Genomic DNA, 24,716 nt, shown 5'->3' on the forward strand with positions numbered 1-24,716 from the left:
AACCCAGCCAGTTGGCCGGGTCTCACCACTACATCTGTGGATAACTTTGACTTTTCAGAGACTTCCAAGCCAAGCGCCCGCAGCCAGAGCGGCGGCCAGTGTGGCAACATAAAGCACGCGGTCTGAATTCAGCAACATAAGCAAGCTTAGGCCACGGTATCCGCTTTGAATTGTCTGCATGGGTTCATCCTTTTCTAGGAGGATGGTTACCCAATGATTAAGGCGCGAAATGGGGGGGATTGTGGCAAATTCTAGGCAAGCGACACAAATCCCGCCTTAGGGGCAGAAAATGTCATTGCCTAAAGCGAACACCATCAGTGACAAAACCATCGCCAAACCAATGCCCATCAGGATACGCAGTGCGTTATCGCTGGGCGGTTTACCGCGGACGGCCTCATAGGCGTAAAATACCAAATGCCCCCCATCCAATGCTGGAATTGGGAACAAGTTCAACAGCCCTACGGCGGTTGATAGTACTGCAATAAACCAGATGAAGCTTTGCACCCCTTGGCTTGCCATCGTGCCGGACACCTGCGCGATGCCAATAGGGCCAGATAAGTTACAGGTGCTAATTGCGCCTGTGATCATATAGCCAAGGCCAGAAATCGACCCCGAAATGATGTTCCAAGTTTGCGATACGCCACCGGTGATGGCCGCGCCGATGCCGGGCGCTTGGGTCGCGGGTTCAAACGCGTTGCCGCTGGAGATACCGATACGCCATTGCGTCGCAAATCCGCCTTCGGGTTGCGGTTCGTCGATGCGCTTGGGGGTCAGCACCTTTTCGCTAATGTCGCCATCGCGCCAAACTGTCAAATTCAGGCTGCGTCCGTCAGACCCCTCGACCGCGTCTTTGATCTGGTTAAAGGAAAAAATCGGCGCACCGTCCACTGCGGTGATCACATCGCCACGTTCCAAATCCGCCGCAACGGCTGCACTTTGCGGACTAACGCCGCTGACCAAGGCGGGGCGTAGATATGGCGCTTGCACCACTTGGCGCGCACCATCACGTTCAACAGTATAGGCCAGCACAGGGTTTTGCGGCAGCGCATTCATGAACACACCGTAAGCCGCATCATGAATGCTGGGCACGGGTGTGCCTTCGATTTCCAGCACAACATCACCTGATTGCAATTCCTGCATCTCACCCGGCAATGGACGCAAATCGCCCACCGTCAATGGGTCGCTGACGACACCATTGGAATATCCGACAACTGCAAACACCATAATCGACAGCGCAAAGTTGAACACCGGGCCTGCCGCAACGGTCGCGGCGCGTGCCCACAATGGTGCGCCGTGCATCGTGGCGCGCAAGGCGACAGGATCGGCTTCGACCTCCGCCATTGCTTCCTCGTCCTTGCCAGAGGCTGCGTTGGCATCCCCTGCAAATTTGACATAGCCGCCAAAAGGCAGTGCCGCGATCTGCCAGCGCGTGCCACGCTTATCCATGCGGCTCCAAAGCACCGGGCCAAACCCGATCGAAAACACATCCGCCTGAATGCCGGACCAGCGCCCGACGATATAGTGACCATATTCATGGATCGCGACGATGACGCTAAGCGCCAGCACAAAAAAGAAGATGGTCCATGCGGTGCCACCAAAGGCTGAGATAAGTGCCGAAATATCCAAGGTTTTATCCTGCTGTCTGCTCTATGATCGTCTGTGCGGTCTGTCTTGCAATGTGGTCTGCCACCATCACGGTATCAAGGGTCATTAGGGCATCAATATGGCTGGGGTCGATTTGGTTCAACACCGCGTCCACCACTTCAGCCATCTGGGTAAAGCGCAAATGACCGTCGATAAAGCCGCTTAGGGCGGTTTCTTTGGCTGCATTAAACACAGCACCAGCCAGCCCACGGCGCGCCATCACCTCGCGCGCAAGGCGCAAGGCGGGCCAGCGTTTTTCGTCTGGTGCGCGAAAGGTCAACGCGCCAATGGCGGCCAGATCCAACCGCTCAACAGGCAAGTTTCGCCGCTGAGGCCAATGCAGCGCATAACCAATGGCATGGCGCATATCGGGCCGGCCAACATGCGCCATTAACGCACCGTCATGAAATCCGACAAGCGCATGGATCATGGATTCCGGGTGCACAAGGACTTCGATTTGATCCGGAGAAACGCCAAAGTATTCACGTGTTTCAATCACTTCCAGCGCTTTGTTGAACATCGAGGCGGAATCAATCGTGATCCGCTGTCCCATATTCCAGTTGGGATGGTTTGACGCCTCGGCCAGTGTTGCATTGGCCAACTTGTCCATAGGCCAGTCGCGAAACGCGCCGCCACTTGCAGTGATAACGATGCGTTCAACCGCTTTTAGATCTTCGCCCACCAGCGCTTGAAATACTGCGGAATGTTCGCTGTCGACAGGCAACAAACGTGCGTTGTGCTGTGCTGCTGTGTCCAAAATCAGCGCCCCCGCACAGACCAGCGATTCCTTGTTGGCCAGCGCCAATGTCGCCCCTTGTTCCAGCGCACAAATGCCGGGCCGCAACCCGGCCGCGCCCACAATCGCCGACATCACCCAATCGGCAGGACGACAGGCCGCATCAATCAAAGCACCCTGCCCGGCTGCGGCTTCGACCTGTGACCCCTTCAATGCATCGCGCAAATCATCAAGTCGCGACTCGTCGGCCGTTACGGCCACATCGGCATTCAAACGGCGCGCATCGGCGGCAAGCTGGGCGATATTGGAGGAACCGGTCAGCGCCACAACGTCATAGGCGTCGGGGTCGCGCGAGATCAGATCAATCGTGTTCTGCCCAATCGATCCGGTCGCGCCGAAAATCGATATCTTTTTCACAGTGCCGCCCACGGAAAGCCAAATAGCAGCTCAATCACCAAAAACGCCACCGACGCCCCAAGCATACCGTCAAAGCGGTCCAACACACCGCCATGGCCGGGGATCAGGTTCGAGGAGTCCTTGACCGCCATTTTGCGTTTGATCGCGCTTTCAGCGATGTCACCCATTTGACTGGAAAACGACAACACGATCGATGCCAGCAAAACCGCACCCCACATGCCTGAGTTTACGGCAAAAAACACACCAACCAGCGCGGCACCGACCCATCCTGCGGTCGTGCCGGACCATGTTTTCTTGGGGCTGATTGAGGGCCAGAATTTTGGTCCACCAAATATGCGCCCGGCAAAGTAGCCGGCCACGTCTGTGACCACGACGATCATCACCAACCACACCAACCAGCCAAAACCCAAGTCATCGCGCACATGCATCATGCCGTAACTTGCCGCCAACACCAGCACGGTAAACCCGGCATAAAGTAACTTGTGACGCGGCAGTTGCGTGTACCCAACGATGGCTGGCGCAATCAACAAAGGCGCGACAAATAAAAGCGGCAAGTAAATCGCCAGCAAGACGGCAAGTGCGGCCACACCGCCCAATTGGATGGCTAAGCGACCGTCTTCAGGCAACAGCATGCGCACCAGTTCCCAGACCATCAACCCACAGATCAGGCCAACGACGATGTGAAACACATGGCCCCCCATCCAGATCGCCCAAACGCCCACCGCGACCATAACCAGGGCCGAGCCCAGACGCGCCGCCAAATCTGCCCAGCGTTCGTTCATTTTTTCACTCCTCCAAAGCGGCGATCGCGCACACCGTAGTTTGCGCAAAGCGCTGTAAATTCTTCGCGCCCAAAATCAGGCCACAGAGTGTCGATAAATTCGTATTCCGCATAGGCCGATTGCCAAAGCAAAAAGTTCGAGATACGGGCTTCTCCGCTGGTGCGAATAACAAGATCTGGATCAGGTAAAACGTATGTATCCAGATACTTAGGCAAGGTTTCTTCATCAACATTTGCGGGATCAAGGCGCCCCTCTGCCACATCCTGAGCAAGCCGTTTTGTGGCGCGCGCCACTTCATCGCGACCGCCATAGTTTAGCGCGATGGTCAAATTCACAGTGGTGTTTTTGGCCGTCAACACTTCCAATTCGTCCATGAGGTCGATCAGCTTTTTGTCCAACCTGACCCGGTCCCCGATAAAGCGCACCCGCGCGCCAAAGTCGTGCAGCGTGCGTGCCTCTTTGGTGATGTAACGACGAAACAGGCTCATTAAACCTGCGACCTCGACTTGTGTGCGCTTCCAGTTTTCTGTCGAAAAGGCAAAGATCGTCAGATATTCCACACCGATGTCAGGACAGGTTTGCACCACTTCACGCACCCGGCGCGCGCCTGCGTGGTGGCCAAACAAGCGCGGCCGGCCCCGTTGCGTGGCCCAACGACCATTGCCATCCATGATGATAGCGACGTGGCGCGGGCCGGTATGTTCGGGGTGTGAAATTGTGATGTACCTTTTACTGTTTGGCGGTGTGTCCCTTTAAGACCGGGCTCCGCCCTTTAACGGGCCGAAAAGGTCCCCCGGACCTTTTTACAAAGTGGCCCGTTAAACCTGCATGATCTCGGCTTGTTTGCTTTCAAGTGCCGCATCGACTGCCTTGATCGACGCGTTGGTCATGTCCTGCACTTCGTCTTCCCAGATTTTCTGATCGTCCTCGGACATATCGCCGTTGTTCTTGGCTTTTTTGATCTGATCCATGCCGTCGCGACGCACATTGCGCACCGACACGCGGGCGTTTTCGGCATAGGTGCCGGCAACTTTGGTCAACTCGCGGCGGCGTTCTTCGTTCAGTTCGGGAATGGGCAGCATAATGATCGTGCCATTCAGCTGCGGGTTTATCCCCAGCCCGCTTTCGCGGATCGCCTTTTCAACTTTGCCAACCAGCGCTTTGTCCCACACGTTAATGGTGACCATACGCGGTTCGGGCACATTGACGGTGCCGACTTGATTGACGGGCGTCATCGACCCATAGGCATCCACCATCACCGGTTCCAGCATCGACGCCGACCCACGGCCCGTGCGCAGTGATGCAAATTCAGTTTTCAGATTGGCCATCGCGCCATCCATGCGGCGTTCTAGGTCGTCTGTATCAAGCATGAAGTCGTCTGACATCGTTTTCCCCGTGTTGTCGCGCGGCCACTTGGCCCGGTTTGATGTCGGGTATAGATCAAGCGTTGTGCAAAATGCCAGCAGGACTTGTGCAGACTAGCCTTGAACCCGCGTGAACGTGCCTTTGCCATCAAGGATCGATTTGAACCCACCCGATGTATCCAGAGGAAACACAATCAGCGGCAAATTGTTATCGCGCGCAAGTGCGATGGCGCTGGCATCCATGACCCCAAGCCGTTTTTGCAGCACCTCATCATAGGTCACGCTGTCATAGCGCACAGCGTCATCATGTTTGGCCGGATCTTTGTCATAGACCCCGTCCACCCCGTTTTTGCCCATAAAGATCGCCTCGCAGGACATTTCATTGGCGCGCAGGGTCGCGGCGGTATCCGTGGTGAAATACGGATTGCCCGTGCCGGCGGCAAAGATGCAAACCCGTTTCTTTTCCAAGTGGCGCACCGCGCGGCGGCGAATATAGGGTTCGGCCACTTCATTCATGGTGATCGCAGAAATCACGCGGGTGAAGACGCCGTGGGCCTCAAGCGAAGACTGCATCGCCAGCGCGTTCATCACAGTGGCAAGCATGCCCATATAATCAGCCGTGGTGCGTTCCATCCCTTGGGCCGACCCTTGCAGGCCGCGAAACACATTGCCACCACCGATGACCATGCAGATTTCAACGCCCATGTCGTGCACGGCTTTGACTTCGCCTGCGATGCGTTCGACCGTTGGCGGATGCAAACCATAGCCCTGATCGCCCATCAGCGCTTCGCCCGAGATTTTCAACATTACCCGTTTAAAGGTTGCTCGATTGTCGCTCTCGGTCATGGCATGCCCCTGCTCTTTCAATTGCCTCGCAACTTGTCCTAAAAGCGGGGGGTTTTCAATGGAACAAACGCCGATGATCCGCGACTTAATCAATGATTTGCGCACAGACTTGCCTGTATTGATCGCAGGGCCCACTGCATCGGGCAAATCGGGGCTGGCATTGGCCATCGCCGAGGCCTGTGGTGGCGTAATTGTGAACGCCGACGCCAGTCAAGTTTATGACTGCTGGCGCATCATCAGCGCCCGCCCGTCAGAGCAGGAAGAAGCCCGTGCGCCGCATTCCCTTTATGGGCATCTGCCATTTGATGCGCCTTACTCTGTCGGGCACTGGTTGCGTGAGGTTCGACCATTGTTGGCAGGTCCGCGCCCCATTATTGTTGGCGGCACCGGGCTTTACTTTGCCGCCCTCACCGAAGGCTTGGCTGACATTCCCAAAACACCCCCCGAGATCCGGACTGAAGGCGACGCGCAAACGTTGGACGCCATGATCGCTGCCCTCGACCCTGACACACGTGCACGGATTGCGATAGACAACCGCCCCCGTATTCAGCGCGCATGGGAAGTACAGCGCAGCACGGGCCGTGGGCTGGCCGCTTGGCAGGATGACACAGCACCGCCGATCTTGGCCGAAGGGCGCTATCATGGCATCGTTTTGGACAGCCCTAAGGATTGGCTGACCCCGCGCATTGAGACCCGTTTTGACGCAATGTTAAGCGGCGGTGCGTTGTCCGAAGCACGTGCCATGCTTGACCGCTTCGATGCCAACCTGCCCTCGTGCCGTGCCATTGGCGCCGCGGAGGCGATTGGTGTTGTCAATGGCGATATCACTCACAAACAGGCCGTAGAATCTGCCACTATCGCCACTCGCCAATATGCCAAACGCCAACGCACTTGGGCGCGTGCGCGGATGGGTCATTGGCGACATATAGACGCGCAGGCGCTGTGCGAAGATTGACAAAAAGCGCTTTTGCGGCCCTGTTTTGTGTGTTACTCAGGCCCAAAGTTTACAGTTTCGAACATAATTGCGCACATGTCCCTACCCTCTATTAACGTCACGACCCTTGCCCAATTAAGCGGATCACAAGAATGGCGGCTTGCGCTAGCTCATGACTGCGCGGCCCATCTGGTAATTTGGATAACGCGTGGTCAGGGACGCATATTGCTGAACGGAACGCGGCGTGGCGTGGGCACGCACAACGCCATTTTCATCCCTCCAAAGACTCTGTTTTCGATGGAACTTGGGCGGCAAAGCATGGGGTTGGTTGCAGTTATTCCAGATGGCACCCAAGTGCGGTTGCCAAACGATCCACGCCAATTGCGCATCCGCGATGGGTCAGCCATTTCTGAACTTAACGCGTTGTTTGATGCAGCGGGCCGCGAATCCACCTCGGCTCTACCTTTGGCTCAGGACGCGCTTGACGCGCATATCGCATTGATGTCGGTGTGGTTGCGCCGTCAAATCACGTTGCCTGAACATTTACCCTTAAAGATGAACGCAGCCGCCCGCCTAAGTGCGGCCTTTGGTCAGCGGATCACCGAATTTCACCACACCGGGCAAAGCATGGCGGATCATGCCAGCGCACTTAACGTGACGCCCACGCACCTAACGCGCGCTTGCAAAGCTGCCACTGGGCGCACGGCTGCTGATCTTTTGACGGAACGTGTTCTTTATGCCGCACGGGTTGCCCTTGTCGAAACGGATGCGCCTATGCAGGATGTTGCGCGCCACCTTGGTTTTGGCTCAGCAGCGTATTTCACCCGTTTCATACAGCAGCATACGGCCCAAACGCCCTCGGCACTGCGCGCGGCGGCTCAGGCATAACACATCACCAACACAGTGTTTTTTTGAACCCAAAGTGCGTTGACGTCGCTTCGGGAACGATTTTGTGTCGTAAAACCTTTGCGAATAGTCTCGGACAACCGTTGACGTACGGGGTGATCTGTTGCCTCATAGGATTAGGGAAAAGAAAAACGCGCCAAATTGCCCGCTGACGTGCAGGACCCATGATTGGGCCAAACGACATGCAGGGTACCATAACAGCGCGAGGGGGGGACGACGCAAACCGGGGCGCACGCCGGCACTTTCACACAGTCGATCCTTTGGGGTCACAGCACGCGAGGCGCAGCCAATGCCGCCCGCTCCATATCACCGGCAGCGCAAGACTGCCCTTAGCCACCAACAGGGGCACACATGGGACTATTCATCCTAAGGCGACTTGGCGTGATGCTGCTGACAGCGCTTTGCCTGACGTTCATCGTTTTCTTTTTGACCAACCTTTATCCGAACTTGGAAAAGCTGGCCAAAAACCAAGGCAACTTTCGCATGTCTGACGAAGCCGTTGCCAGTTGGTTGGGCGATCGCGGATTTACGGACAATACATTTGTCAAATATGGTCGTTGGTTGGGGGTCGCCCCCGGTTGGGTGAACGAAAACGAAGACGGGATCGTTACGGGCCAATGTTTTGCGCCCGACACGCCCGAAGACGAGCGCGACACGTTCTGCGGCGTTGTGCAAGGAGATTGGGGCACGTCGCTGACATTCAAGGACGAGGTAAGTTCACTGATTGCGACCCGTCTGGGGGCGACAGGCAAGTTGATGGGCTTTGTCTTGCTGATCATGGTGCCCATGTCGTTGATGGTGGGCGTGCTTGCAGGCATGCGCGAAGGATCTGGATTGGATAGGTCATTGTCGACCTTTTCGATCTCAACCACGGCGACGCCGGAATATGTGTCTGGGGTCATCTTTATTGCGCTATTGGCGTCTTCTAAGTTTGGCGTATCACCCTTGCTGGCCGAATGGGGCTGGATCGAAGGCAAGACATTGTTCAAAGGATCCGCCACACAGGCTGTCGATGATGCCACCTTTGCAAACTTTACTTTGCCGGTGCTGACCATCGCGCTTTATGGCATGGGCTATATTGCGCGGATGACGCGGGCATCGATGACCGAAGTCATGACGGCGCAATACATCCGCACGGCCCGACTGAAAGGCGTGAGCTTTGGCAATATTGTCATCAAACATGCATTGCGCAACGCGCTGATCGCACCCTTTACGGTGATCATGTTGCAGATTCCGTGGTTGCTGAACGGCGTGGTGATTGTCGAAACCTTGTTTAATTACAAAGGCTTTGGCTGGCTTCTGGTGCAGGCTGCATCGACCAATGACATCGAACTTCTTCTGGCCGTTTCGGTCGTCTCTGTGATCGTGGTTCTGATCACGCAGCTGATTTCTGACATCGGCTATGTGTTTCTGAACCCACGCATCCGCATTTCTTAAGGGAGGGCCAGAACATGGAACCTTTAACGTGGACTGGTGCACTTGGCAGCTTTCTTGACCCAATCTTAATAGGATTGGCCGGGGTCTTTGCCATAGCGGTTGCGGTGCAAATCGTTCTGAGCGTTGTGGCATCGGGTGAGCGCGTGGTCACCAACCCTGATGGCACCTTAAGTTCGTCAGGCGGCCTTTATGGCACATCTTCAAAGGTCACCTATTGGCTGGGTGCGGCGTTGTTAGCCGTGATCCTAATTTACGTGGGCGTCGGGGCAATTGGCGGCACATCCGTTGGCGGCATCATTGGTGGCATGAGCCATCAGCTGTTGCCTGTTTGGGTGGCGTTGATCGCGACATTTGTTGTGTCGATCAAGTTCAAACGCAAGCTGGGCCTGTATGGCAAACTGTTTGACAGCACCGTCGGCATGATCGGCTTTGCGCTTGTGATGTTCTGGATTTTTGCCGGTGTTATGGCGGGTGTGTTTGATCTGATCGTGACGCACGACAGCCTAAGCCAAGTATCCGGCCTAAAGAACAAATTGCCGGGCACGCCCTTGCGCACAGTCGAGGATGGCGAATTTGCTTGGTACTTGTTGGGTGGCGACAATTTGGCCCGCGATGTGTTTAGCCGGTTGTTTAAAGGCGCTTGGGTTGTGGTGCAGATTGCGCCACTGGCCACGCTATTTGCCTTTATGGTTGGTATCACGCTGGGATTGCCAGCCGGGTATTACAGCGGACGTTTGGACACGGTTTTGTCGTTTGTCGCGAACCTGATCCTCGCCTTTCCAGTGATCTTGTTGTTCTATTTGCTGGTGACGCCTGAAATCGCAGCGACCGGCATTCCGAACTACATGGCGACGGTCTTGTTCATCTTTCCATTGATATTTCTGGCCGTGTTGCTGAACGCGCGGTATCACACGCAGCCTAGTTTTCGCACGCCATTGCTGGTTGTAGTGCTGGGCGTGATGGGCTGGATTTATCTGTCGTTGATTTCCTCAGACGGCGCGATTGTATCAACTCCGAGCTATACAATTCCGGGATTGCCCGCAGCACTTGATCTGTTCGATCTTGAGGGCGGCATTCTGATCGTCTTTGTGGCCGTTGTGTTCGTCAACGCCCCGACCGTATTTCGCATCGTGCGGGGCCTCGCGCTGGATATCAAAACGCGCGACTATGTGGCAGCAGCCCAAACACGCGGCGAGGGTCCGTGGTATATTATGCTGTGGGAAATCCTGCCCAATGCGCGCGGCCCACTGATCGTCGATTTCTGTTTGCGCATCGGCTATACTACGATCCTGTTGGGAACATTAGGCTTTTTTGGCTTGGGCCTGGAAAGTGAAAGCCCGGATTGGGGCACGACGATCAATACAGGTCGCCAATTGATCCGCGCCTATGTCCACCCGCTTTTGCCACCTGCCCTGTCGTTGATGACGTTGGTGTTGGGTTTGAACCTGTTGGCAGACGGTTTGCGCGAAGAAAGTCTGAAGGACTAAGTTTTGACGGCGGGACCGGGGGGCCAGCCCCCCGAGACCCCCCGGAGTTTTTTTGGCAAGATGAAGAGGGATCCACCTCTTTGTAGCCAAGCGGGAGAAATGATGATGGCGAAAGCTGATTACGACGGGCCGATCCTTGAGATCGACAAACTTTCGATTTCGTTCTTTACGCGGTTGCGCGAAATTCCTGCCGTCATGGATTTTTCGGTCACTGTAAAACCCGGTGAAGCCGTTGGATTGGTAGGCGAATCTGGCTGTGGTAAATCTACGGTCGCCCTTGGGGTCATGCAGGATTTGGGCAAGAACGGCCGCATCGTCGGTGGGTCGATCAAGTTTAAGGGGCGCGATCTGCAAGAGATGAGCGCCGAAGAGTTACGCGACATACGTGGCAGTGAAATCGCCATGATTTATCAAGAGCCTATGGCATCGCTAAACCCGGCAATGAAGATCGGTAAGCAGCTGATGGAAGTGCCGATGATCCACAGCGGCATGAACGAAAAGGACGCCTATGACCGGGCCTTGCAGGTTGTGACAGACGTCAAGCTGCCCGACCCCAAGCGCATCTTGAACAGTTTTCCCCATCAGCTTTCGGGCGGGCAGCAACAACGTATCGTCATCGCCATGGCGTTGATGTCTGAACCGTCTTTGCTGATTTTGGACGAACCCACCACCGCGCTTGACGTGACGGTCGAGGCGGCTGTGGTCGAACTGGTCAAAGACTTGGGCAAGAAGTATGGCACGTCGATGCTGTTTATCAGCCACAACCTTGGGCTTGTGCTTGAAACCTGTGACCGCATTTGCGTGATGTATTCCGGCGAAGCGGTTGAGCGCGGCAGCATCGAACAGGTGTTTGACGACATGCAGCACCCCTACACCCAAGCGCTGTTTCGTTCGATCCCTCTGCCCGGAGCAGACAAGAACGCACGCCCTTTGGTGGCGATCCCCGGCAACTTCCCCCTACCCCATGAACGCCCCCCCGGTTGTAATTTTGGCCCGCGCTGCGACTATTTTGAGGCCGGGCGGTGTGATGCGGATGCGACGATTCCGATGGCTGCGGCAAACGCTGATGCCAGCCATGAAACCCGTTGCCTTAAGTTCAACGAAATCGATTGGCACGCGCCGTTAGAGCTGGCCGAGGTCAAACAGAAGGGCGAAATTGGCGATGTTGTCATCAAGATGGACAACCTCAAGAAATATTACGAAGTCGCGGCCTCGGCTTTGTTTTCATCTGGCGAAACGAAGGTCGTCAAAGCCAATGAAACCCTAAGCTTTGAGGCCCGCGAGTCCGAAACCCTTGCCATTGTGGGTGAATCCGGGTGCGGCAAATCCACCTTTGCAAAGGTCCTGATGGGTTTGGAAACGGCTACCGAGGGCACAATCACCCTTGGCAACAGCCAAATTCAAGACACCCCCATTGAAGAACGCGACACGCAAACTGTTGCTGACGTGCAAATGGTGTTTCAGAACCCATTCGATACGTTGAACCCATCGATGACCGTAGGTCGCCAGATTGTGCGCGCCCTTGAGATCTTCAAAATCGGCAGCAACGAAGGCGAGCGTTGGCAGCGCATGTTGGAATTGCTTGATCTGGTCAAACTGCCCCGCGAATTTGCCACCCGCATGCCGCGCCAACTGTCCGGCGGTCAAAAGCAGCGCGTCGGGATTGCGCGCGCCTTTGCGGGGGATGCCAAGATTGTGGTGGCAGATGAACCTGTGTCTGCATTGGATGTGTCAGTTCAGGCGGCTGTGACTGACCTGTTGATGGAAATTCAACGCGAGCACAAAACCACGTTGCTGTTCATCAGCCACGACCTGTCTATCGTGCGTTATCTGAGTGACCGCGTGATGGTGATGTATCTGGGCCATGTGGTCGAGTTGGGCACCACTGATCAGGTGTTTTCGCCGCCCTACCACCCTTATACCGAGGCGCTTTTGTCTGCCGTTCCCATCGCCGACACCAAGGTGGAAAAGACCCACATCGTGCTGGAGGGCGACATTCCGTCGGCTATGAACCCGCCATCCGGCTGCCCGTTCCAGACACGGTGTCGTTGGAAATCGGAAGTGGCGGATGGGCTATGCGACCGCGAAGTGCCGCCTGTCCGTCATCTGGCAACCGGCCATCAGGTGAAATGCCACCTTTCGGATGATATTTTGGACCGGATGGAACCCGTGATCAAAGTTGCGGCTGAGTAGCGGCCGCGTCATTCACCACACCAGCCGCGGATGTGTAAGCGCCAACATAATCCCAGAACCCTGGGACGATGACGAACTCGATCAGGTATCGCAGTTCAACGTGGTTCGCCGCCAAAACGCCAGCGCTATAGAACATCCAAAACTGAAATCCGCGTCGCGCCGTTCTGTTAAAGATGAGTGTGAAGATAAACCCGATCGGCGCGAGGGCACAGGCAAGGATATAGGCCGCAAGCGTGTAATCTGACAAAATCAGGCCGTAAAACGTGATCCAATCCAATGACATGATGAACAACAGGCCAAGGTTTTGGGCAAATAACGTTCCTGCAATGCCGCCTCCGACGAGGCCGGCAACCAGCATATCGAAGTAAATAAATTTCTTTTTGCCCGACGTGTTGATCAACCCTTTGCTTGCAACAACCACATCGGCAACATTTTGGGTGGTTCCAGCATTGATACGTATCAAACGCTCATCGAAGGAAGATTGTGCAGGCTTCATCAGGTGCTCGTACATTGTTCACAGTCGAGCAACGCCTAGACAACACGCGTGGCGATACTGTGGCGAGATTAGCGCTTTTTAGGTTCACCCAGATGAATCGTTTATGAACGAGCGGCACGTACGCCAGCGCGCGTTAGCTGCCCCAGATGATCCGCACATAATTGCGCGTTTCCCGGAACGGCGGCACACCTTTGTGCTTTCTTACAGCCCCCGGCCCCGCATTGTAGGCCGCCAACGCAAGGCGCCAGCTGCCAAATGTCAGATATTGCTGCTTAAGGTATTTCGCCCCGCCATCAAGGTTTTGCGCAGGATCACGGTGGTTTACGCCCAGTTCGCGCGCGGTGGATGGCAAAAGTTGGGCAAGGCCGTAGGCCCCCTTGTGGGATTCTGCCGTGGCGTTCCAACCAGATTCTTGCTGCACAAGGCGCAAAAACAGATCGGCCGGCACACCATGACGTCGCGCGGCCTCTTGGGCGACGATCAGATATGGACCAGAATACCGACCACGAAATTTGGGCGTTTTTTCTTTCTCAACATCCCATTTGGTCGGCGTGATCACCTTGGGCGGTTGAAGCCGCACAGAGCTGCTGTATTGCTTGGCCGCACGGGTATCCAAAACTTTTTTCTGAGAACTGAACAACTTAGTTCGATTACGCGACGACAACGTCTGCGCAACACTGGCGTCAGCCACCAATGCTAAAATCATGGCCCCTGCAAGGACTGCTCGCATCCTGTCCCATATCCCCAGTTACGGCCCTTTAGGCCATTGCACACACTATATAAGGTTTTTTATCCAATGATCTAGCCTCTGTCCTTTCACGCGCCATTAACTACGTTGAATTAACCGTGTATAGGCGAGCGACAACATCAAAGCGGGCGTGGAATCAGCGCACGCAAGACAAAGGGGAACATCATGGCAGGATCCGTGAATAAGGTCATTTTGATTGGCAACTTGGGGCGCGACCCCGAGGTGCGTACGTTCCAAAATGGTGGTAAAGTGTGCAACTTGCGCATTGCGACATCTGAGACTTGGAAAGATCGCAACACCGGCGAACGTAAAGAACGCACAGAATGGCATTCGGTCGCCATCTTTCAAGAAGGTCTGGTGCGCATCGCGGAACAGTACCTCAAGAAAGGGTCTAAGGTTTACATTGAAGGCCAATTGCAGACCCGCAAATGGCAAGACCAATCTGGTCAGGACAAATACAGCACCGAAGTTGTCTTACAGGGCTTTGGCGGAACATTGACCATGCTGGACGGGCGCGATGGCGGCGGCGGCGGTGGCGGCAACTACGGTGGTGGTGGTGGCGGCGGTCAATCTGGGTATGATGATCGTGGCGGCAACTACGGCGGCGGCGGTGGTGCTCAACCAAGCCCGGCCCCAAGCCGTGACTTGGACGACGAAATCCCGTTCTAAAATACGAAACGTCAAAAGCGGTGGTGTAACATGACTGAACTTTCTCTTCCCATCACCACCGCTTTAGCCAGTGTATTGTCCATATGGCTGTTGGTTCTTAGCGTCGCAGTGATCCGTCTGCGGCGTGCACATTCTGTATCGCTTGGAGATGGCGGTGTTGAATTGTTAAACCGCCGCACGCGCGCGCAGGCCAACCTGACGGAATACGCGCCCCTATTTGTGATCATGATTGCAGTAGCCGAAGCGCAAGGCGGCAACGCCCTATTCCTTGGCTTGGTGTCGATTGTGTTTGTGGGGGGGCGTTTCGCCCATGGCTTTGCGATCGCGTTCAGCAGACGCAATGTGCGCGCACGCGTTGGCGGTATGATGTGCACATTTGCGGCCCTAGCGCTGGCCGCTGTCTATAATCTGTTGGGTTTGGTGTTTTAACGCAGCGACAACGCGTCGTTTAACACATCAAGCACCACGTCGCCCGACACATCGGATGTCACAAATGCATCGCCGATCCCGCCCGCCATCACAAAATTCAGCGTACCAGCCACGACTTTCTTGTCCTGCCCCATCAGCTCCAAAAGCGCCTCTGCACTGGGTAAATCGCCGGGAATGTCGGATAGGTCGGTCTTCATTCCCATCGCCTTTAGGTGCGCGCGCACACGGCTTGGGTCTTCTTGACTGCACAATCCAAGACGCGAAGACACTTCAAAGGCTAGGCCGCAGCCAATCGCCACCCCTTCGCCGTGCAGCAACCGATCGCCGTATCCCGTCGCGGCCTCAAGCGCGTGGCAGAACGTATGGCCCAGATTAAGCAACGCGCGTTCGCCCTGTTCGGTTTCGTCGCGGGTCACAATCGCCGCCTTCATTTCAACCGACCGTTTTACGGCACGCACCCGTAGGCCCATGTCGCCACCCGCCATGCCAGGCGCATTCTGTTCAAGCCATTCAAAGAAATCCGCATCGCCCAACAGACCGTATTTCATCACCTCGCCGTAACCCGACAAGAAATCGCGCGGCGTTAAGGTGTTCAGCGTGTCTGTGTCGGCCAGGACAAGACTTGGTTGATGAAATGCCCCGATCAGGTTTTTGCCCTGCGACGCGTTGATCGCGGTTTTGCCCCCGACCGAACTGTCGACCTGCGCCAGCAATGACGTCGGCACCTGAACAAAACGCACACCGCGGCGCAAGATCGCGCAGGCAAATCCAACCAGATCGCCAATCACACCACCACCAAGGGCGATCACCACATCGCGTCGTTCGATCTTTTGATCCAACAACCATTCGCTGACTTGTTCAAGATGCGCCCAGCTTTTGGTGGTTTCGCCCGGCGGCAATTCAAGGGCTTCTGATTGGATGCCCGCCGCGGCCAATCCAGCACGCAAAGCATCCAAATGCAGTGCAGCCACGTGGGTTTCCGTCACAATCGCCACGCGCGGACGCGGCAGCATCGGCGAAATCAACGCACCCGCTTGCGCAAGCAGGCCCGGGCCAATCACCACATCATAAGCACGCGCTCCCAAAGGGACATGAACAGTTTCACGCATCAACTTGCTCCAAAACATCGGGACGGTCTGCCAGCAAAGTGGCAATGACCCGGTCTACCATTTCTTCAATCGACAATTCCGGCAAAGAGGTCACGGCAACATCCGCCAACGCATAAAGCGGCACCCGAGCGGTATAGATTTCCGCCAACGTCGCGCGTGGGTTTGCGGTGCGCAACAATGGCCGGGTTTCTTTGTGACGGACCCGTTGCCACAGCAAATCCAGATCAGCATTCAACCATACGGACACGCCGCTGTTGCTGATGTTTTCACGGTTTTCGACGGCAAGGAACGCCCCGCCTCCCGTCGATAAAACCACCCGTTCTGAATCCAGAAGGCGTGAAATCACTTGGGTTTCTTTTCTGCGGAAAAACGGTTCGCCGTCACGGGCAAATATTTCGGGCACTGTGCGGGTGGCTGCGGCCTCGATTTCGGCGTCGCTGTCTAAAAACGCGACGCCAAGGCGTGCCGCCAAAGCGCGCCCGACGGCCGTTTTCCCAGCCCCCATCATCCCCACCATCACGATGGTCTTTTTGACAAGGTAACGTCCCTCGTCGAAATGATTTTGCTGATTTTCGCTCATTGTGCTGTCAATGACGTGATTTTCCGGAAAAGGCCATATATGCTTTGCATCAAAACAAGAAACCAATGGCATATCACCGGGGCAGTCAAATTCATGGGTAAACTTTTCAAGTTGTTGATCTTTCTAGCGATCTTCGGACTAATCGCACTGATAGGCTATGCCTACGTTGGCGAGTATTTTGGCGCAAATTTTTCGCCGCCTCAAGATGAGATGCGCATACCAGTGACCCTTGATGTGGAATAAAACTGCATATTTTCTTTGCCTTTTGAGCAGTTTGCTTGCCACGCAGGGCGCAGCCCAAGATGCCGTCAGCGCGCCGCTCAATGTGATCGACTGGCTGGATACGCAAGAACAACAACCCGCGCCAAAACCAGTTGTCACGTTTAAAGAACCCAGCGTGGCAGAATCAGCAAGCGTTCCACAAGTGACGGTGCAACCGTTAACGCAGAACGCGGCCAAACGCGTCGGGCTGGCCCCGGCCAATGTCACGGGCCTGCCTGACACGCTTTGGTCGGCGGACAATGGACAGGTTTTGGCGCGGAAGTTTGCAACAATGCCTGAACTGCGCCTGCCTGCGTTGCAATCGCTATATTACACGGTTCTACTGGCGGAGGCCCTTTCGCCTGCAGCGGGCGGTGACGCATTTGATCTGGCCCGCGTTGACGCGCTTTTTGACCTTGGCGCTCTGGACCCTGCGTTGGCCCTGTTGGAACAAGCTGGTTCCGACGCCTCCCCGGCCCATTTTTCGCGATTTCTGGATATGTCCCTGTTGGCGGGGACCGAAGCCAGTGCTTGTTCTATTTTGCGGGCCCGGCCAAAGCTGTCGCCCGAAAAAGCGCACGAGGTCTTTTGTGCCGCACGCGCGGGCGACTGGACCACTGCTGCTTTGCAACTGGGCACCGGGCGTGTTTTGGGCTTGATCGACGAACCCACGACTTTGGCTTTGGAACGTTTCCTTGATCCCGACCTTTATGAAGAAGACCCTGCCCTGCCCGCACCGCGCGCACGTAACCCACTGACGTTCCGCCTTTTCGAAGCGATTGGTACGCCGATTCCGACCCGCAGTTGGCCTGTGGCCTATGCCAATGCTGACCTGTCAGATACCGCCGGATGGAAAGCGCAGATTGAGGCCGCTGAACGGCTTGCGCGCACAGGCGCTGTGTCAGACAACCGCCTGCTGGGTCTATATTCGCAACGTCGTCCTGCGGCCTCTGGCGGGGTTTGGGACCGGGTGGCGGCACTTCAACGTTTTGAAACGGCGTTGCGCACCGGTAGTGCCTCGGCGGTGTCCAAAACGTTGCCAACGGCGTGGCGCGCCATGGGAAATGCCCGGCTGCGCGTTCATTTCGCCAACCTCTTTGCCAAGGACCTATCCGCCATGACCCTAAGCGGCGTGACGGCCGACATCGCTTTTGAGGTGCTGTTGTTGTCCCCCGATTACGAAACAGCGGCTACGACCTTTCCGGTGCGCGCATTGCGCCGCCCGACCCTTGCGGCCATTGCCGCCGGTGACGTGCCCACTGAGGTCCAAACCGATGGCACAGCAGGCACGATCCTAAGCGCTTTTCGCGACGCACCTGTGGATGACGCCATTGTTGCGCGTGCCCAAGACGGCCATTTAGGTGCCGCCCTGCTTGAGACTTTGGCGCTGACCATGGAAGGGGCGCAAGGCGACGTCGCCCGTTTGACCACGGGTCTGGCCACCTTGCGCGCCCTTGGGCTTGAGGACGTCGCCCGCCGCACGGCCCTGCAAACGCTGTTGCTGGAGACCACTCAATGAGCAGTGACACATGGATTGCGACCTTTCTCGACGCACAAGCCGCTGAACTTGGTGCCGCACGCAATACGCTTTTGGCCTATGGGCGTGACCTGATCGACGCCCAAGGTTTTCTGGCTGGGCGAGACACCGACTTTGCCACAGCCACCCAAGCAGATGTCGAGGCATACCTGATTTATTGCGACGGCCAAGGATTGGCCAAATCGACCCGCGCGCGGCGGTTGTCAGCGTTAAAACAACTGTTTCGCTTTGCCTTTGAAGAAGGCTGGCGCGCCGAAAACCCGGCCATTCAGATCGCAAGCCCCGGCCAAGACAAACGCCTGCCCAAAACGCTGGACGAAGAAGAGGTCGAGCGCCTGTTGGTGTCGGCGCGCAATTTCGGGCGCAATGAATTGGACCGCGCCCGCGACACTTGCCTGATGGAGCTACTTTATGCCACGGGCATGCGCGTCAGCGAGTTGGTCAGCTTGCCCGTGTCATCCGCACGCGGTGACCCGCAAATGCTGCTAATCCTTGGCAAAGGTGGCAAGGAACGCATGGTGCCTCTGTCGCCGCCTGCCCGTGTTGCGCTGGCGGCTTGGCTGGTGATACGCGACGCGGCTGAAGAAAAAGACGTCGCCAAGGGCAAGTCGACCTCGCGGTTTTTATTTCCCTCGCGTGGGGTTTTGGGCCATCTGACGCGCCACTGGTTTTACGCGCGGATCAAGTCACTTGCCGCCTTTGGAAATGTGGCCCCTGACAAGGTTACACCGCACACCCTGCGCCACGCCTTTGCCACGCATTTGCTGGCCGGCGGTGCCGATCTGCGCGCCATCCAAACAATGCTGGGTCACGCCGATGTCGCCACAACTGAAATTTACACGCATGTTGTCGATGAACGGCTGACGCAACTTGTGCTGGATCATCACCCTCTTAGTAAATCGGACACCCGCAAGTCCTGAGGCAAGATGTCCTCGGACGGCCAATAGCCTTTGGTCAGGGCGGTGTCATAGCCACTGCTTAATCCGGCGGCGCGCATGTCATCGCGGGCACCGGCCGCATTGTAATCCAACACACATATCTGCACCTGCCCTTTATCCAAGACCGCGTAGCGCGTCTGCGATTTCCCATCATGAGGGGGCATACCGACGACGCCGGCGTTCACCCAACGACCACGTTTCAGATCCCGCTCAAAAGGAATTCCGCAGTGGCCAGCCCACACTGTGGTGACTGGTCCGATGTGCGATTCTAAGGCGTCCCATTCTTCTTCAAAACTTGTATCGGGCGACGTCGACCACAAAAAGCGCGCCACATCGCTGACACCGCCATGGATCACCGCGTGGCGTTTGCCGGCATGGGTAAAACTGATCACATCAGGCAATGTGCCCATCCATGAACGATCATTTTGATCCACCTGCGCGGCGGCAAAGCCGTACCAGCCGACCGATAGGATATCGCAGGCGCTTCCGTCTTCAAACCCACAGCCGCAATCAGACGCGCCTTGTGCCAACTGGATTTCGCAATTGCCTGCAACAACGTGGCACCCCGCAGCACGGATCGCGGCAATGGTTTCGACGGGGCGCGCGCAGTAGGCAACCACATCGCCCGTGCAAACCGATGTCGCCCCCAAAATGCGCGCGCGGTCCAACACCGCCTTCGTTGCGTGCAAATTGGAATACGGGCCGCCAAAAAGCACCACAGGACCGGTAAGTTCGCCAATGTCTTGATGTTGCACGTGCGTGTTCCCTTGATTGCGCAGCTTTGCACCCCCATAACCTGAGTAATATCAAAGGATAAATCACGAATGGACGATGTGACCTCAGTTTTTGATGCCGCGTTTTGGACCACCGCTGGGGTGATCCTGTTTTTACTGGTGCTTTCCGGCTTTTTTTCCGGTTCTGAAACGGCATTAACCGCGGCGTCGCGCGGCAAATTGCGCACGCAGGCCGACAAGGGGTCAAAGGGGGCGGAACGCGCGCTTGATATCACCGAAGACAACGAACGCCTTATTGGCTCGGTGTTGTTGGGCAACAACCTTGTGAATATTTTGGCCGCGTCATTGGCAACGTCCCTGTTCACCCGCGCGTTTGGGGAAAGCGGTGTGGCACTCGCGACGCTGGTCATGACGCTGTTGGTTTTGGTCTTTGCCGAAGTGCTGCCCAAAACCTATGCCATCACCAATTCAGAATCTGCCGCCGCCCTAGTGTCGCGCCCCATATCGCTGGTGGTCACGATCTTTTCGCCCATGGTGTCGGCCGTGCGCCTGCTGGTGCGTTGGCTCTTGCGCCTGTTTGGTCTGCAAATTGACCCCGACAGCCACATCATGGCCGTACGCGAAGAAATCGCAGGCGCGTTACAGCTGGGCCATTCCGAAGGCGTGGTCGAAAAAGAAGACCGCGACCGCATTCTTGGGGCACTTGATCTGGGCGATCGCACGGTCGAGGAAATCATGCTGCATCGTTCGGGCATCGAAATGATCAACGCCAGCGATGATCCACAAGTCATTCTGGAACAGTGCCTGAAATCCAGTCACACCCGCCTGCCAGTATACCGCGACGAACAGGAAAATATCACCGGCGTGATCCACGCCAAAGACCTGCTGCGCGCCATGTATGACGTGGTCGGTGGCCCCGAAGGGGACGCCAGCGCGCTCAAGTCTTTTGACATCTCGGCCGTGGCTATGCCGCCCTATTTTGTGCCTGAAACAACAACGTTAGATGAACAAATGCGCCAATTTCTGCGCATTCGCAGCCACTTTGCGCTGGTGGTCGATGAATATGGGTCGTTGCAAGGGTTGATCACCCTCGAAGACATCCTCGAAGAAATCGTGGGCGAGATCACAGATGAATTTGACAGTGACGCCGACCAACCCGTGATCCAAAGCGAGGACGGGCATTACCTTGTTGATGGCTCAACGACGATCCGCGACCTGAACCGCGCAACCGACTGGAGCCTGCCTGACGACGAAGCCAACACAATCGCAGGTCTTGTTATTCACGAAGCGCAGATGATCCCCACTGCCGGTCAAGTGTTCAGCTTTCACGGCTTCCGCTTTGAAGTACGTGGACGGGATGGGAACCGGATCACAGCCTTGCGGATCACCGCGTTGGAATAAGGAACACAGCGCCTTTTGGGCAAACGGCCTAAGCCATTTCGCGGATACCACTGCGCGCATCACACCAAGCGCGTACGTCGTCCTTTCGCCCTCGAGCGACCGGCACTTCAGCTCCACAATCTAGGTAAAGGCAATCGCCTTTGATCGACATTGCGGGATGCCACGCCACCCAATGTGAACGGTGTGTTTGAATGCCGTCTTTCGGGGTGACCTGTTCCAAAAAAGTGCACATGCGTTCACGAATAACTTCAACCGCATCGTCATTATAAATTTCAAGATGGTGCTCAGCAGCTTTGATGCGCGAAATCTCTGACAGCACAAAGCTGCGTCCCGCCAGCGTGACCGTACACCCTTGTTCAGCAGGCACGGTTCTTGCGCGAACCGCAGGTATCAACCACATAAGAACCACAGTCTCAAAGACATGTGCGACCAGAATACTGCGCACATTCATCTGCCAAGACACGATGCTCCATAGATCACGGCCCGGTTCAAACAGCAGCGTCAGCAGCCCGCTTGCCGCATAGGTCGACGCAAGCACCAACGGAATAGACAACACAAACGTAGGTATCGGGCCACCAATCACGCGATCCCAGATCACTTTGATCACCCAAGTGTTCCAGCACATCGCAAGGCAGTAGAACAGCAGTGCAACCACCCAAAAAGCCATACGCAGGCCAAAGCTGTCGAATTGCGGCATCGTAACCGGGTGCCCTGTCGACATGATAAAAAAGCCAACCAAGAACAGCACCCAGACCTGCCAAGTCTTAAAAAGCGCATACACTTCACGTAACGTGAAGTGTATCACCTCGCCGTTTAACACAAAAACGCGGACTTTGTGATCAAGAGCTTCGAAATTCATTTGTCCGCGATATCATGTGACGCTAAATAGAGTAAATGCCTGAATGACATCACAAAACCCACAGAGCAGTAACATTTTTGCGCATGTGGTTTTCACCCATTTCAGCCCGTACCTCGGCCTTAGCAATTCATGTTTTATGCTTATCCACGCAATCGCATTCCGGAAGCGTCAAATGGCGGAGCGTCAAGTATTGTGGCCTTATGGGCCCGCCCAAGGACCATCACATCAACACGATCACCCGCTTTGACGCCCTTTACATACCCAAGCGCCAAACTCATTCCGACCGAATACCCATAGGCACCAGAGGTCACGCGCCCCACACCTTTGCCATCGTGAAAAATGGGTTCTCCGCCCGTCGCATCCGCGTTAGATGCCTGTGTATCGTCCTCATCCAGATGCAGCAGAACAAGTGATTCGCGTGGAGCGTGTGACAAGGTTTCATCCACCACCGCCTTGTTCAAAAAGTCCTTGTCCATCTTGATCAAGCGTTCAAGCCCGACCTCTTGCGGCCAATATTCGGGGCTGTATTCGCGCCCCCAACTGCCATAACCTTTTTCAAGTCGCAGGCTCATCAATGCGCGGCTGCCCACCGGGCCAATAGCCATGTCGCGCCCGGTTTCAATCAATGCCGTATAAAGCGCGGCTTGATCGTCGATTGCGCAGTGCAATTCCCACCCCAAATCGCCGGTAAAGGACACCCGCAATGCCAGAACATCGATCCCTGAAATCGTGATCCAAGCCGAACGCATAAAAGGGAAATCATCATTGGCAAGGGACGTGTTCGTCAACCGCTGCAACATTGCGCGACTGTCAGGGCCAGCCACATTGAACCCGCACATCGCTTCGGTTTGGCTTTCAAACGTCGTCCTTGCAGGCAACGGAACCTGTTTGAAAAATCGTTGGTGATAACGTTCAGCCATGCCCGAGCCGATGATCCAGAACTCGTCTTGCCCAAGCCGCGTGACGGTGAAATCACCCGCAATGCCACCCCGTTTACCGATCAATGGCGCAAGACAAGATCGCCCAACCAGCTTTGGCATTCTGTTGGCAAAAATCGCGTTCAACCAATCTTCGGCCCCCGGCCCTCTGCAGACATATTTAGCGAAATTCGAGATATCAATAATGCCGCCGCGGTCGCGCAGCATCTTGCATTCCGCACCCACAGGTCCCCACCAGTTTTGTCGCGTAAACCCATCTGTATCCTGGGCACCGGGCGTATCTGCAAACCAAAGTGGATGTTCCCAGCCAAAGTTCAGGCCCATCACTGCGCCCATATCTTTTTGCATGTCATGCACGGGGCGCGAACGCACTGGGCGCCCGGCAGCGCGCTCTTCGTTCGGGAAGTGGATTTTAAAGCGGTTGGCATATTGATCACCCACACGCGCCTTTGTGAACGTTTTAGAAGCCCAATCGCCAAAGCGCGCCATGTCCCACGCGAACATGTCGTATTTCGTCTCGCCTTCAATGATCCACTGCGCAGCCAACAACCCCATGCCACCAGATTGCGAAAAACCAGGAATGATGCCGTTGCAACAGAAGTACCCAGTCAGTTCCGGTACAGGGCCAAACAAAACATTGGCATCCGGTGACCAGATCATAGGTCCGTTAATAACGCGCTTGATCCCGGCGGTGCCAACCACAGGCACACGATCAATGGCGCGCATCATGTTGTCTTCGATCCGTTCTAAATCGTCTGCGAACAATTCGTGGCCAAAGCCCTGCGGCGTGCCGTCTTCGGCCCAAAAGCGCATGTCTTTTTCATAAGCACCAACCAGCAGGCCCTGCCCCTCTTGGCGCAGATAGTATTCGCCGTCCCGGTCGGCAACCGACGGCAATCGGCGGTCCATCGCATTGATTTCCGGGATGGTTTCGGTGACAAAATACTGGTGCTCTGTGGGCTGCAAAGGCAAAGTAACACCCGCCATCGCCGCCACTTCGCGGCCCCAAAGGCCCGCAGCATTGACCACCCAAGGCGTTGCGATATCGCCTTTTTCGGTACGCACGATCCAAGTACCGTCAGGTTGCTGTTCAGTGCCAGTGACAGGGCAAAAGCGTATAATCTCGGCCCCCGCAGCCCGCGCACCAGCGGCATAGGCATTGGTCACGCCAGACGGGTCAACATTGCCCCCTTCAGGTTCCCACATAATGCAACGGATGCCATCGAAATCGACCAACGGGTGCAGGCGCTCAGCCTCGGCCCGATCCACCT

At 55.9% G+C, this 24,716-nt stretch carries 24 protein-coding genes; 10 read left to right on the forward strand and 14 right to left on the reverse strand.

Annotated elements, in window-relative coordinates:
* Window positions 1-54: 54 nt before the first annotated feature.
* From ABJF76_RS15175 to pyrH, 7 genes are all read right to left on the reverse strand, one after another.
* The gene (locus tag ABJF76_RS15175; protein ID WP_413821633.1) at window positions 55-180 is read right to left on the reverse strand and encodes a hypothetical protein; all 126 of its coding nucleotides are present in this window, start codon (window positions 178-180) and stop codon (window positions 55-57) included.
* Between the two features lie 96 nt (window positions 181-276).
* Window positions 277-1,626, reverse strand: a complete 1,350-nt coding sequence (gene rseP / locus ABJF76_RS15180; RefSeq protein WP_413821632.1) for an RIP metalloprotease RseP — start codon at window positions 1,624-1,626, stop codon at window positions 277-279.
* A gap of 4 nt (window positions 1,627-1,630) precedes the next feature.
* Complete coding sequence (gene dxr, locus ABJF76_RS15185; protein WP_413821631.1) at window positions 1,631-2,797, reverse strand: 1-deoxy-D-xylulose-5-phosphate reductoisomerase; 1,167 nt, start codon at window positions 2,795-2,797, stop codon at window positions 1,631-1,633.
* On the reverse strand, window positions 2,794-3,579 hold the full coding sequence (locus ABJF76_RS15190) for a phosphatidate cytidylyltransferase (protein ID WP_413821630.1): 786 nt from the start codon (window positions 3,577-3,579) through the stop codon (window positions 2,794-2,796). The genes dxr and ABJF76_RS15190 overlap by 4 nt, the downstream gene beginning before the upstream one ends.
* Window positions 3,576-4,301, reverse strand: a complete 726-nt coding sequence (gene uppS, locus ABJF76_RS15195; RefSeq protein ID WP_413821711.1) for a polyprenyl diphosphate synthase — start codon at window positions 4,299-4,301, stop codon at window positions 3,576-3,578. The genes ABJF76_RS15190 and uppS overlap by 4 nt, the downstream gene beginning before the upstream one ends.
* Before the next feature lie 96 nt (window positions 4,302-4,397).
* Complete coding sequence (frr, locus tag ABJF76_RS15200; protein WP_413821629.1) at window positions 4,398-4,964, reverse strand: ribosome recycling factor; 567 nt, start codon at window positions 4,962-4,964, stop codon at window positions 4,398-4,400.
* 93 nt (window positions 4,965-5,057) lie between these two features.
* On the reverse strand, window positions 5,058-5,789 hold the full coding sequence (gene pyrH / locus ABJF76_RS15205) for a UMP kinase (RefSeq protein ID WP_413821628.1): 732 nt from the start codon (window positions 5,787-5,789) through the stop codon (window positions 5,058-5,060).
* A gap of 58 nt (window positions 5,790-5,847) precedes the next feature.
* On the opposite strand from pyrH, the gene miaA reads away from it, so the two are divergent.
* The 5 genes from miaA (at window position 5,848) to ABJF76_RS15230 (ending at window position 12,746) form a co-directional block, all read left to right on the forward strand.
* Entirely contained in the window at window positions 5,848-6,744 is an 897-nt protein-coding gene (gene miaA / locus ABJF76_RS15210; RefSeq protein WP_413821627.1) for a tRNA (adenosine(37)-N6)-dimethylallyltransferase MiaA, read from the forward strand.
* A 204-nt stretch (window positions 6,745-6,948) separates the two neighbouring features.
* Window positions 6,949-7,611 (forward strand): helix-turn-helix transcriptional regulator, encoded by a 663-nt coding sequence (locus ABJF76_RS15215; RefSeq protein WP_413821626.1) that lies wholly within the window; start codon window positions 6,949-6,951, stop codon window positions 7,609-7,611.
* 369 nt (window positions 7,612-7,980) lie between these two features.
* Window positions 7,981-9,066 (forward strand): ABC transporter permease, encoded by a 1,086-nt coding sequence (locus ABJF76_RS15220; RefSeq protein ID WP_413821625.1) that lies wholly within the window; start codon window positions 7,981-7,983, stop codon window positions 9,064-9,066.
* 14 nt (window positions 9,067-9,080) lie between these two features.
* Window positions 9,081-10,553: an ABC transporter permease gene (locus ABJF76_RS15225; protein ID WP_413821624.1), complete on the forward strand. Its 1,473-nt coding sequence runs from the start codon at window positions 9,081-9,083 to the stop codon at window positions 10,551-10,553.
* Between the two features lie 102 nt (window positions 10,554-10,655).
* Window positions 10,656-12,746, forward strand: coding sequence for a dipeptide ABC transporter ATP-binding protein (locus ABJF76_RS15230; protein WP_413821623.1), 2,091 nt, complete (start codon window positions 10,656-10,658; stop codon window positions 12,744-12,746).
* Here ABJF76_RS15230 and ABJF76_RS15235 read toward each other — a convergent pair.
* Together ABJF76_RS15235 and ABJF76_RS15240 are read right to left on the reverse strand one after the other, a co-directional pair.
* Window positions 12,727-13,242, reverse strand: coding sequence for a hypothetical protein (locus ABJF76_RS15235; RefSeq protein WP_413821622.1), 516 nt, complete (start codon window positions 13,240-13,242; stop codon window positions 12,727-12,729). The two genes, ABJF76_RS15230 and ABJF76_RS15235, sit on opposite strands and share 20 nt — an antisense overlap.
* A 133-nt stretch (window positions 13,243-13,375) precedes the next feature.
* Entirely contained in the window at window positions 13,376-13,972 is a 597-nt protein-coding gene (locus ABJF76_RS15240; RefSeq protein WP_413821621.1) for a lytic transglycosylase domain-containing protein, read from the reverse strand.
* 183 nt (window positions 13,973-14,155) lie between these two features.
* On the opposite strand from ABJF76_RS15240, the gene ABJF76_RS15245 reads away from it, so the two are divergent.
* On the forward strand, window positions 14,156-14,659 hold the full coding sequence (locus ABJF76_RS15245; RefSeq protein WP_413821620.1) for a single-stranded DNA-binding protein: 504 nt from the start codon (window positions 14,156-14,158) through the stop codon (window positions 14,657-14,659).
* 30 nt (window positions 14,660-14,689) lie between these two features.
* Window positions 14,690-15,088 (forward strand): MAPEG family protein, encoded by a 399-nt coding sequence (locus ABJF76_RS15250; RefSeq protein WP_413821619.1) that lies wholly within the window; start codon window positions 14,690-14,692, stop codon window positions 15,086-15,088.
* Here the strand turns inward: ABJF76_RS15250 and aroB are convergent.
* Both aroB and ABJF76_RS15260 read right to left on the reverse strand, forming a co-directional pair.
* A complete protein-coding gene (gene aroB, locus ABJF76_RS15255; protein ID WP_413821618.1) occupies window positions 15,085-16,197 on the reverse strand; it encodes a 3-dehydroquinate synthase in 1,113 nt (370 codons plus the stop codon). The two genes, ABJF76_RS15250 and aroB, sit on opposite strands and share 4 nt — an antisense overlap.
* Window positions 16,190-16,777 carry a shikimate kinase gene (locus tag ABJF76_RS15260; protein WP_413821617.1) on the reverse strand — a complete coding sequence of 196 codons (588 nt, stop codon included), beginning with the start codon at window positions 16,775-16,777 and terminating at the stop codon, window positions 16,190-16,192. Before ABJF76_RS15260 ends, aroB begins: the two co-directional genes overlap by 8 nt.
* 232 nt (window positions 16,778-17,009) lie before the next feature.
* Between ABJF76_RS15260 and ABJF76_RS15265 the strand changes: the two genes are divergently transcribed.
* Both ABJF76_RS15265 and ABJF76_RS15270 read left to right on the forward strand, forming a co-directional pair.
* Window positions 17,010-18,557: a hypothetical protein gene (locus tag ABJF76_RS15265; RefSeq protein WP_413821616.1), complete on the forward strand. Its 1,548-nt coding sequence runs from the start codon at window positions 17,010-17,012 to the stop codon at window positions 18,555-18,557.
* Complete coding sequence (locus ABJF76_RS15270) at window positions 18,554-19,495, forward strand: site-specific tyrosine recombinase XerD (RefSeq protein ID WP_413821615.1); 942 nt, start codon at window positions 18,554-18,556, stop codon at window positions 19,493-19,495. Before ABJF76_RS15265 ends, ABJF76_RS15270 begins: the two co-directional genes overlap by 4 nt.
* Here ABJF76_RS15270 and ABJF76_RS15275 read toward each other — a convergent pair.
* Window positions 19,459-20,268: a metallophosphoesterase family protein gene (locus ABJF76_RS15275; RefSeq protein ID WP_413821614.1), complete on the reverse strand. Its 810-nt coding sequence runs from the start codon at window positions 20,266-20,268 to the stop codon at window positions 19,459-19,461. The genes ABJF76_RS15270 and ABJF76_RS15275 overlap by 37 nt on opposite strands.
* A gap of 69 nt (window positions 20,269-20,337) precedes the next feature.
* Between ABJF76_RS15275 and ABJF76_RS15280 the strand changes: the two genes are divergently transcribed.
* Window positions 20,338-21,648 carry an HlyC/CorC family transporter gene (locus ABJF76_RS15280; protein WP_413821613.1) on the forward strand — a complete coding sequence of 437 codons (1,311 nt, stop codon included), beginning with the start codon at window positions 20,338-20,340 and terminating at the stop codon, window positions 21,646-21,648.
* 28 nt (window positions 21,649-21,676) lie between these two features.
* Here the strand turns inward: ABJF76_RS15280 and ABJF76_RS15285 are convergent, their stop codons facing one another.
* Window positions 21,677-22,507: a LytTR family DNA-binding domain-containing protein gene (locus tag ABJF76_RS15285; RefSeq protein ID WP_413821612.1), complete on the reverse strand. Its 831-nt coding sequence runs from the start codon at window positions 22,505-22,507 to the stop codon at window positions 21,677-21,679.
* Between the two features lie 140 nt (window positions 22,508-22,647).
* On the reverse strand, window positions 22,648-24,716 hold a 2,069-nt coding region (locus tag ABJF76_RS15290), incomplete at its 5' end, for a GcvT family protein (RefSeq protein WP_413822606.1).

Origin of the sequence: Tateyamaria sp., assembly GCF_039940735.1 — a bacterium.
Classification (GTDB): domain Bacteria; phylum Pseudomonadota; class Alphaproteobacteria; order Rhodobacterales; family Rhodobacteraceae; genus Tateyamaria.

Excerpts from the sequence above, each read along its gene's own strand:
- ABJF76_RS15280 (WP_413821613.1), top strand. The coding sequence starts at position 20,338 with ATGGACGATGTGACCTCAGTTTTTGATGCCGCGTTTTGGACCACCGCT.
- ABJF76_RS15260 (WP_413821617.1), bottom strand. The coding sequence starts at position 16,777 with ATGAGCGAAAATCAGCAAAATCATTTCGACGAGGGACGTTACCTTGTC.
- frr (WP_413821629.1), bottom strand. The coding sequence starts at position 4,964 with ATGTCAGACGACTTCATGCTTGATACAGACGACCTAGAACGCCGCATG.
- aroB (WP_413821618.1), bottom strand. The coding sequence starts at position 16,197 with ATGCGTGAAACTGTTCATGTCCCTTTGGGAGCGCGTGCTTATGATGTG.
- ABJF76_RS15250 (WP_413821619.1), top strand. The coding sequence starts at position 14,690 with ATGACTGAACTTTCTCTTCCCATCACCACCGCTTTAGCCAGTGTATTG.
- ABJF76_RS15285 (WP_413821612.1), bottom strand. The coding sequence starts at position 22,507 with ATGAATTTCGAAGCTCTTGATCACAAAGTCCGCGTTTTTGTGTTAAAC.
- ABJF76_RS15240 (WP_413821621.1), bottom strand. The coding sequence starts at position 13,972 with ATGCGAGCAGTCCTTGCAGGGGCCATGATTTTAGCATTGGTGGCTGAC.
- ABJF76_RS15230 (WP_413821623.1), top strand. The coding sequence starts at position 10,656 with ATGATGGCGAAAGCTGATTACGACGGGCCGATCCTTGAGATCGACAAA.
- ABJF76_RS15225 (WP_413821624.1), top strand. The coding sequence starts at position 9,081 with ATGGAACCTTTAACGTGGACTGGTGCACTTGGCAGCTTTCTTGACCCA.
- ABJF76_RS15235 (WP_413821622.1), bottom strand. The coding sequence starts at position 13,242 with ATGAAGCCTGCACAATCTTCCTTCGATGAGCGTTTGATACGTATCAAT.
- ABJF76_RS15265 (WP_413821616.1), top strand. The coding sequence starts at position 17,010 with ATGTGGAATAAAACTGCATATTTTCTTTGCCTTTTGAGCAGTTTGCTT.
- pyrH (WP_413821628.1), bottom strand. The coding sequence starts at position 5,789 with ATGACCGAGAGCGACAATCGAGCAACCTTTAAACGGGTAATGTTGAAA.
- ABJF76_RS15270 (WP_413821615.1), top strand. The coding sequence starts at position 18,554 with ATGAGCAGTGACACATGGATTGCGACCTTTCTCGACGCACAAGCCGCT.
- ABJF76_RS15220 (WP_413821625.1), top strand. The coding sequence starts at position 7,981 with ATGGGACTATTCATCCTAAGGCGACTTGGCGTGATGCTGCTGACAGCG.
- miaA (WP_413821627.1), top strand. The coding sequence starts at position 5,848 with ATGGAACAAACGCCGATGATCCGCGACTTAATCAATGATTTGCGCACA.
- ABJF76_RS15245 (WP_413821620.1), top strand. The coding sequence starts at position 14,156 with ATGGCAGGATCCGTGAATAAGGTCATTTTGATTGGCAACTTGGGGCGC.
- ABJF76_RS15190 (WP_413821630.1), bottom strand. The coding sequence starts at position 3,579 with ATGAACGAACGCTGGGCAGATTTGGCGGCGCGTCTGGGCTCGGCCCTG.
- ABJF76_RS15175 (WP_413821633.1), bottom strand. The coding sequence starts at position 180 with ATGCAGACAATTCAAAGCGGATACCGTGGCCTAAGCTTGCTTATGTTG.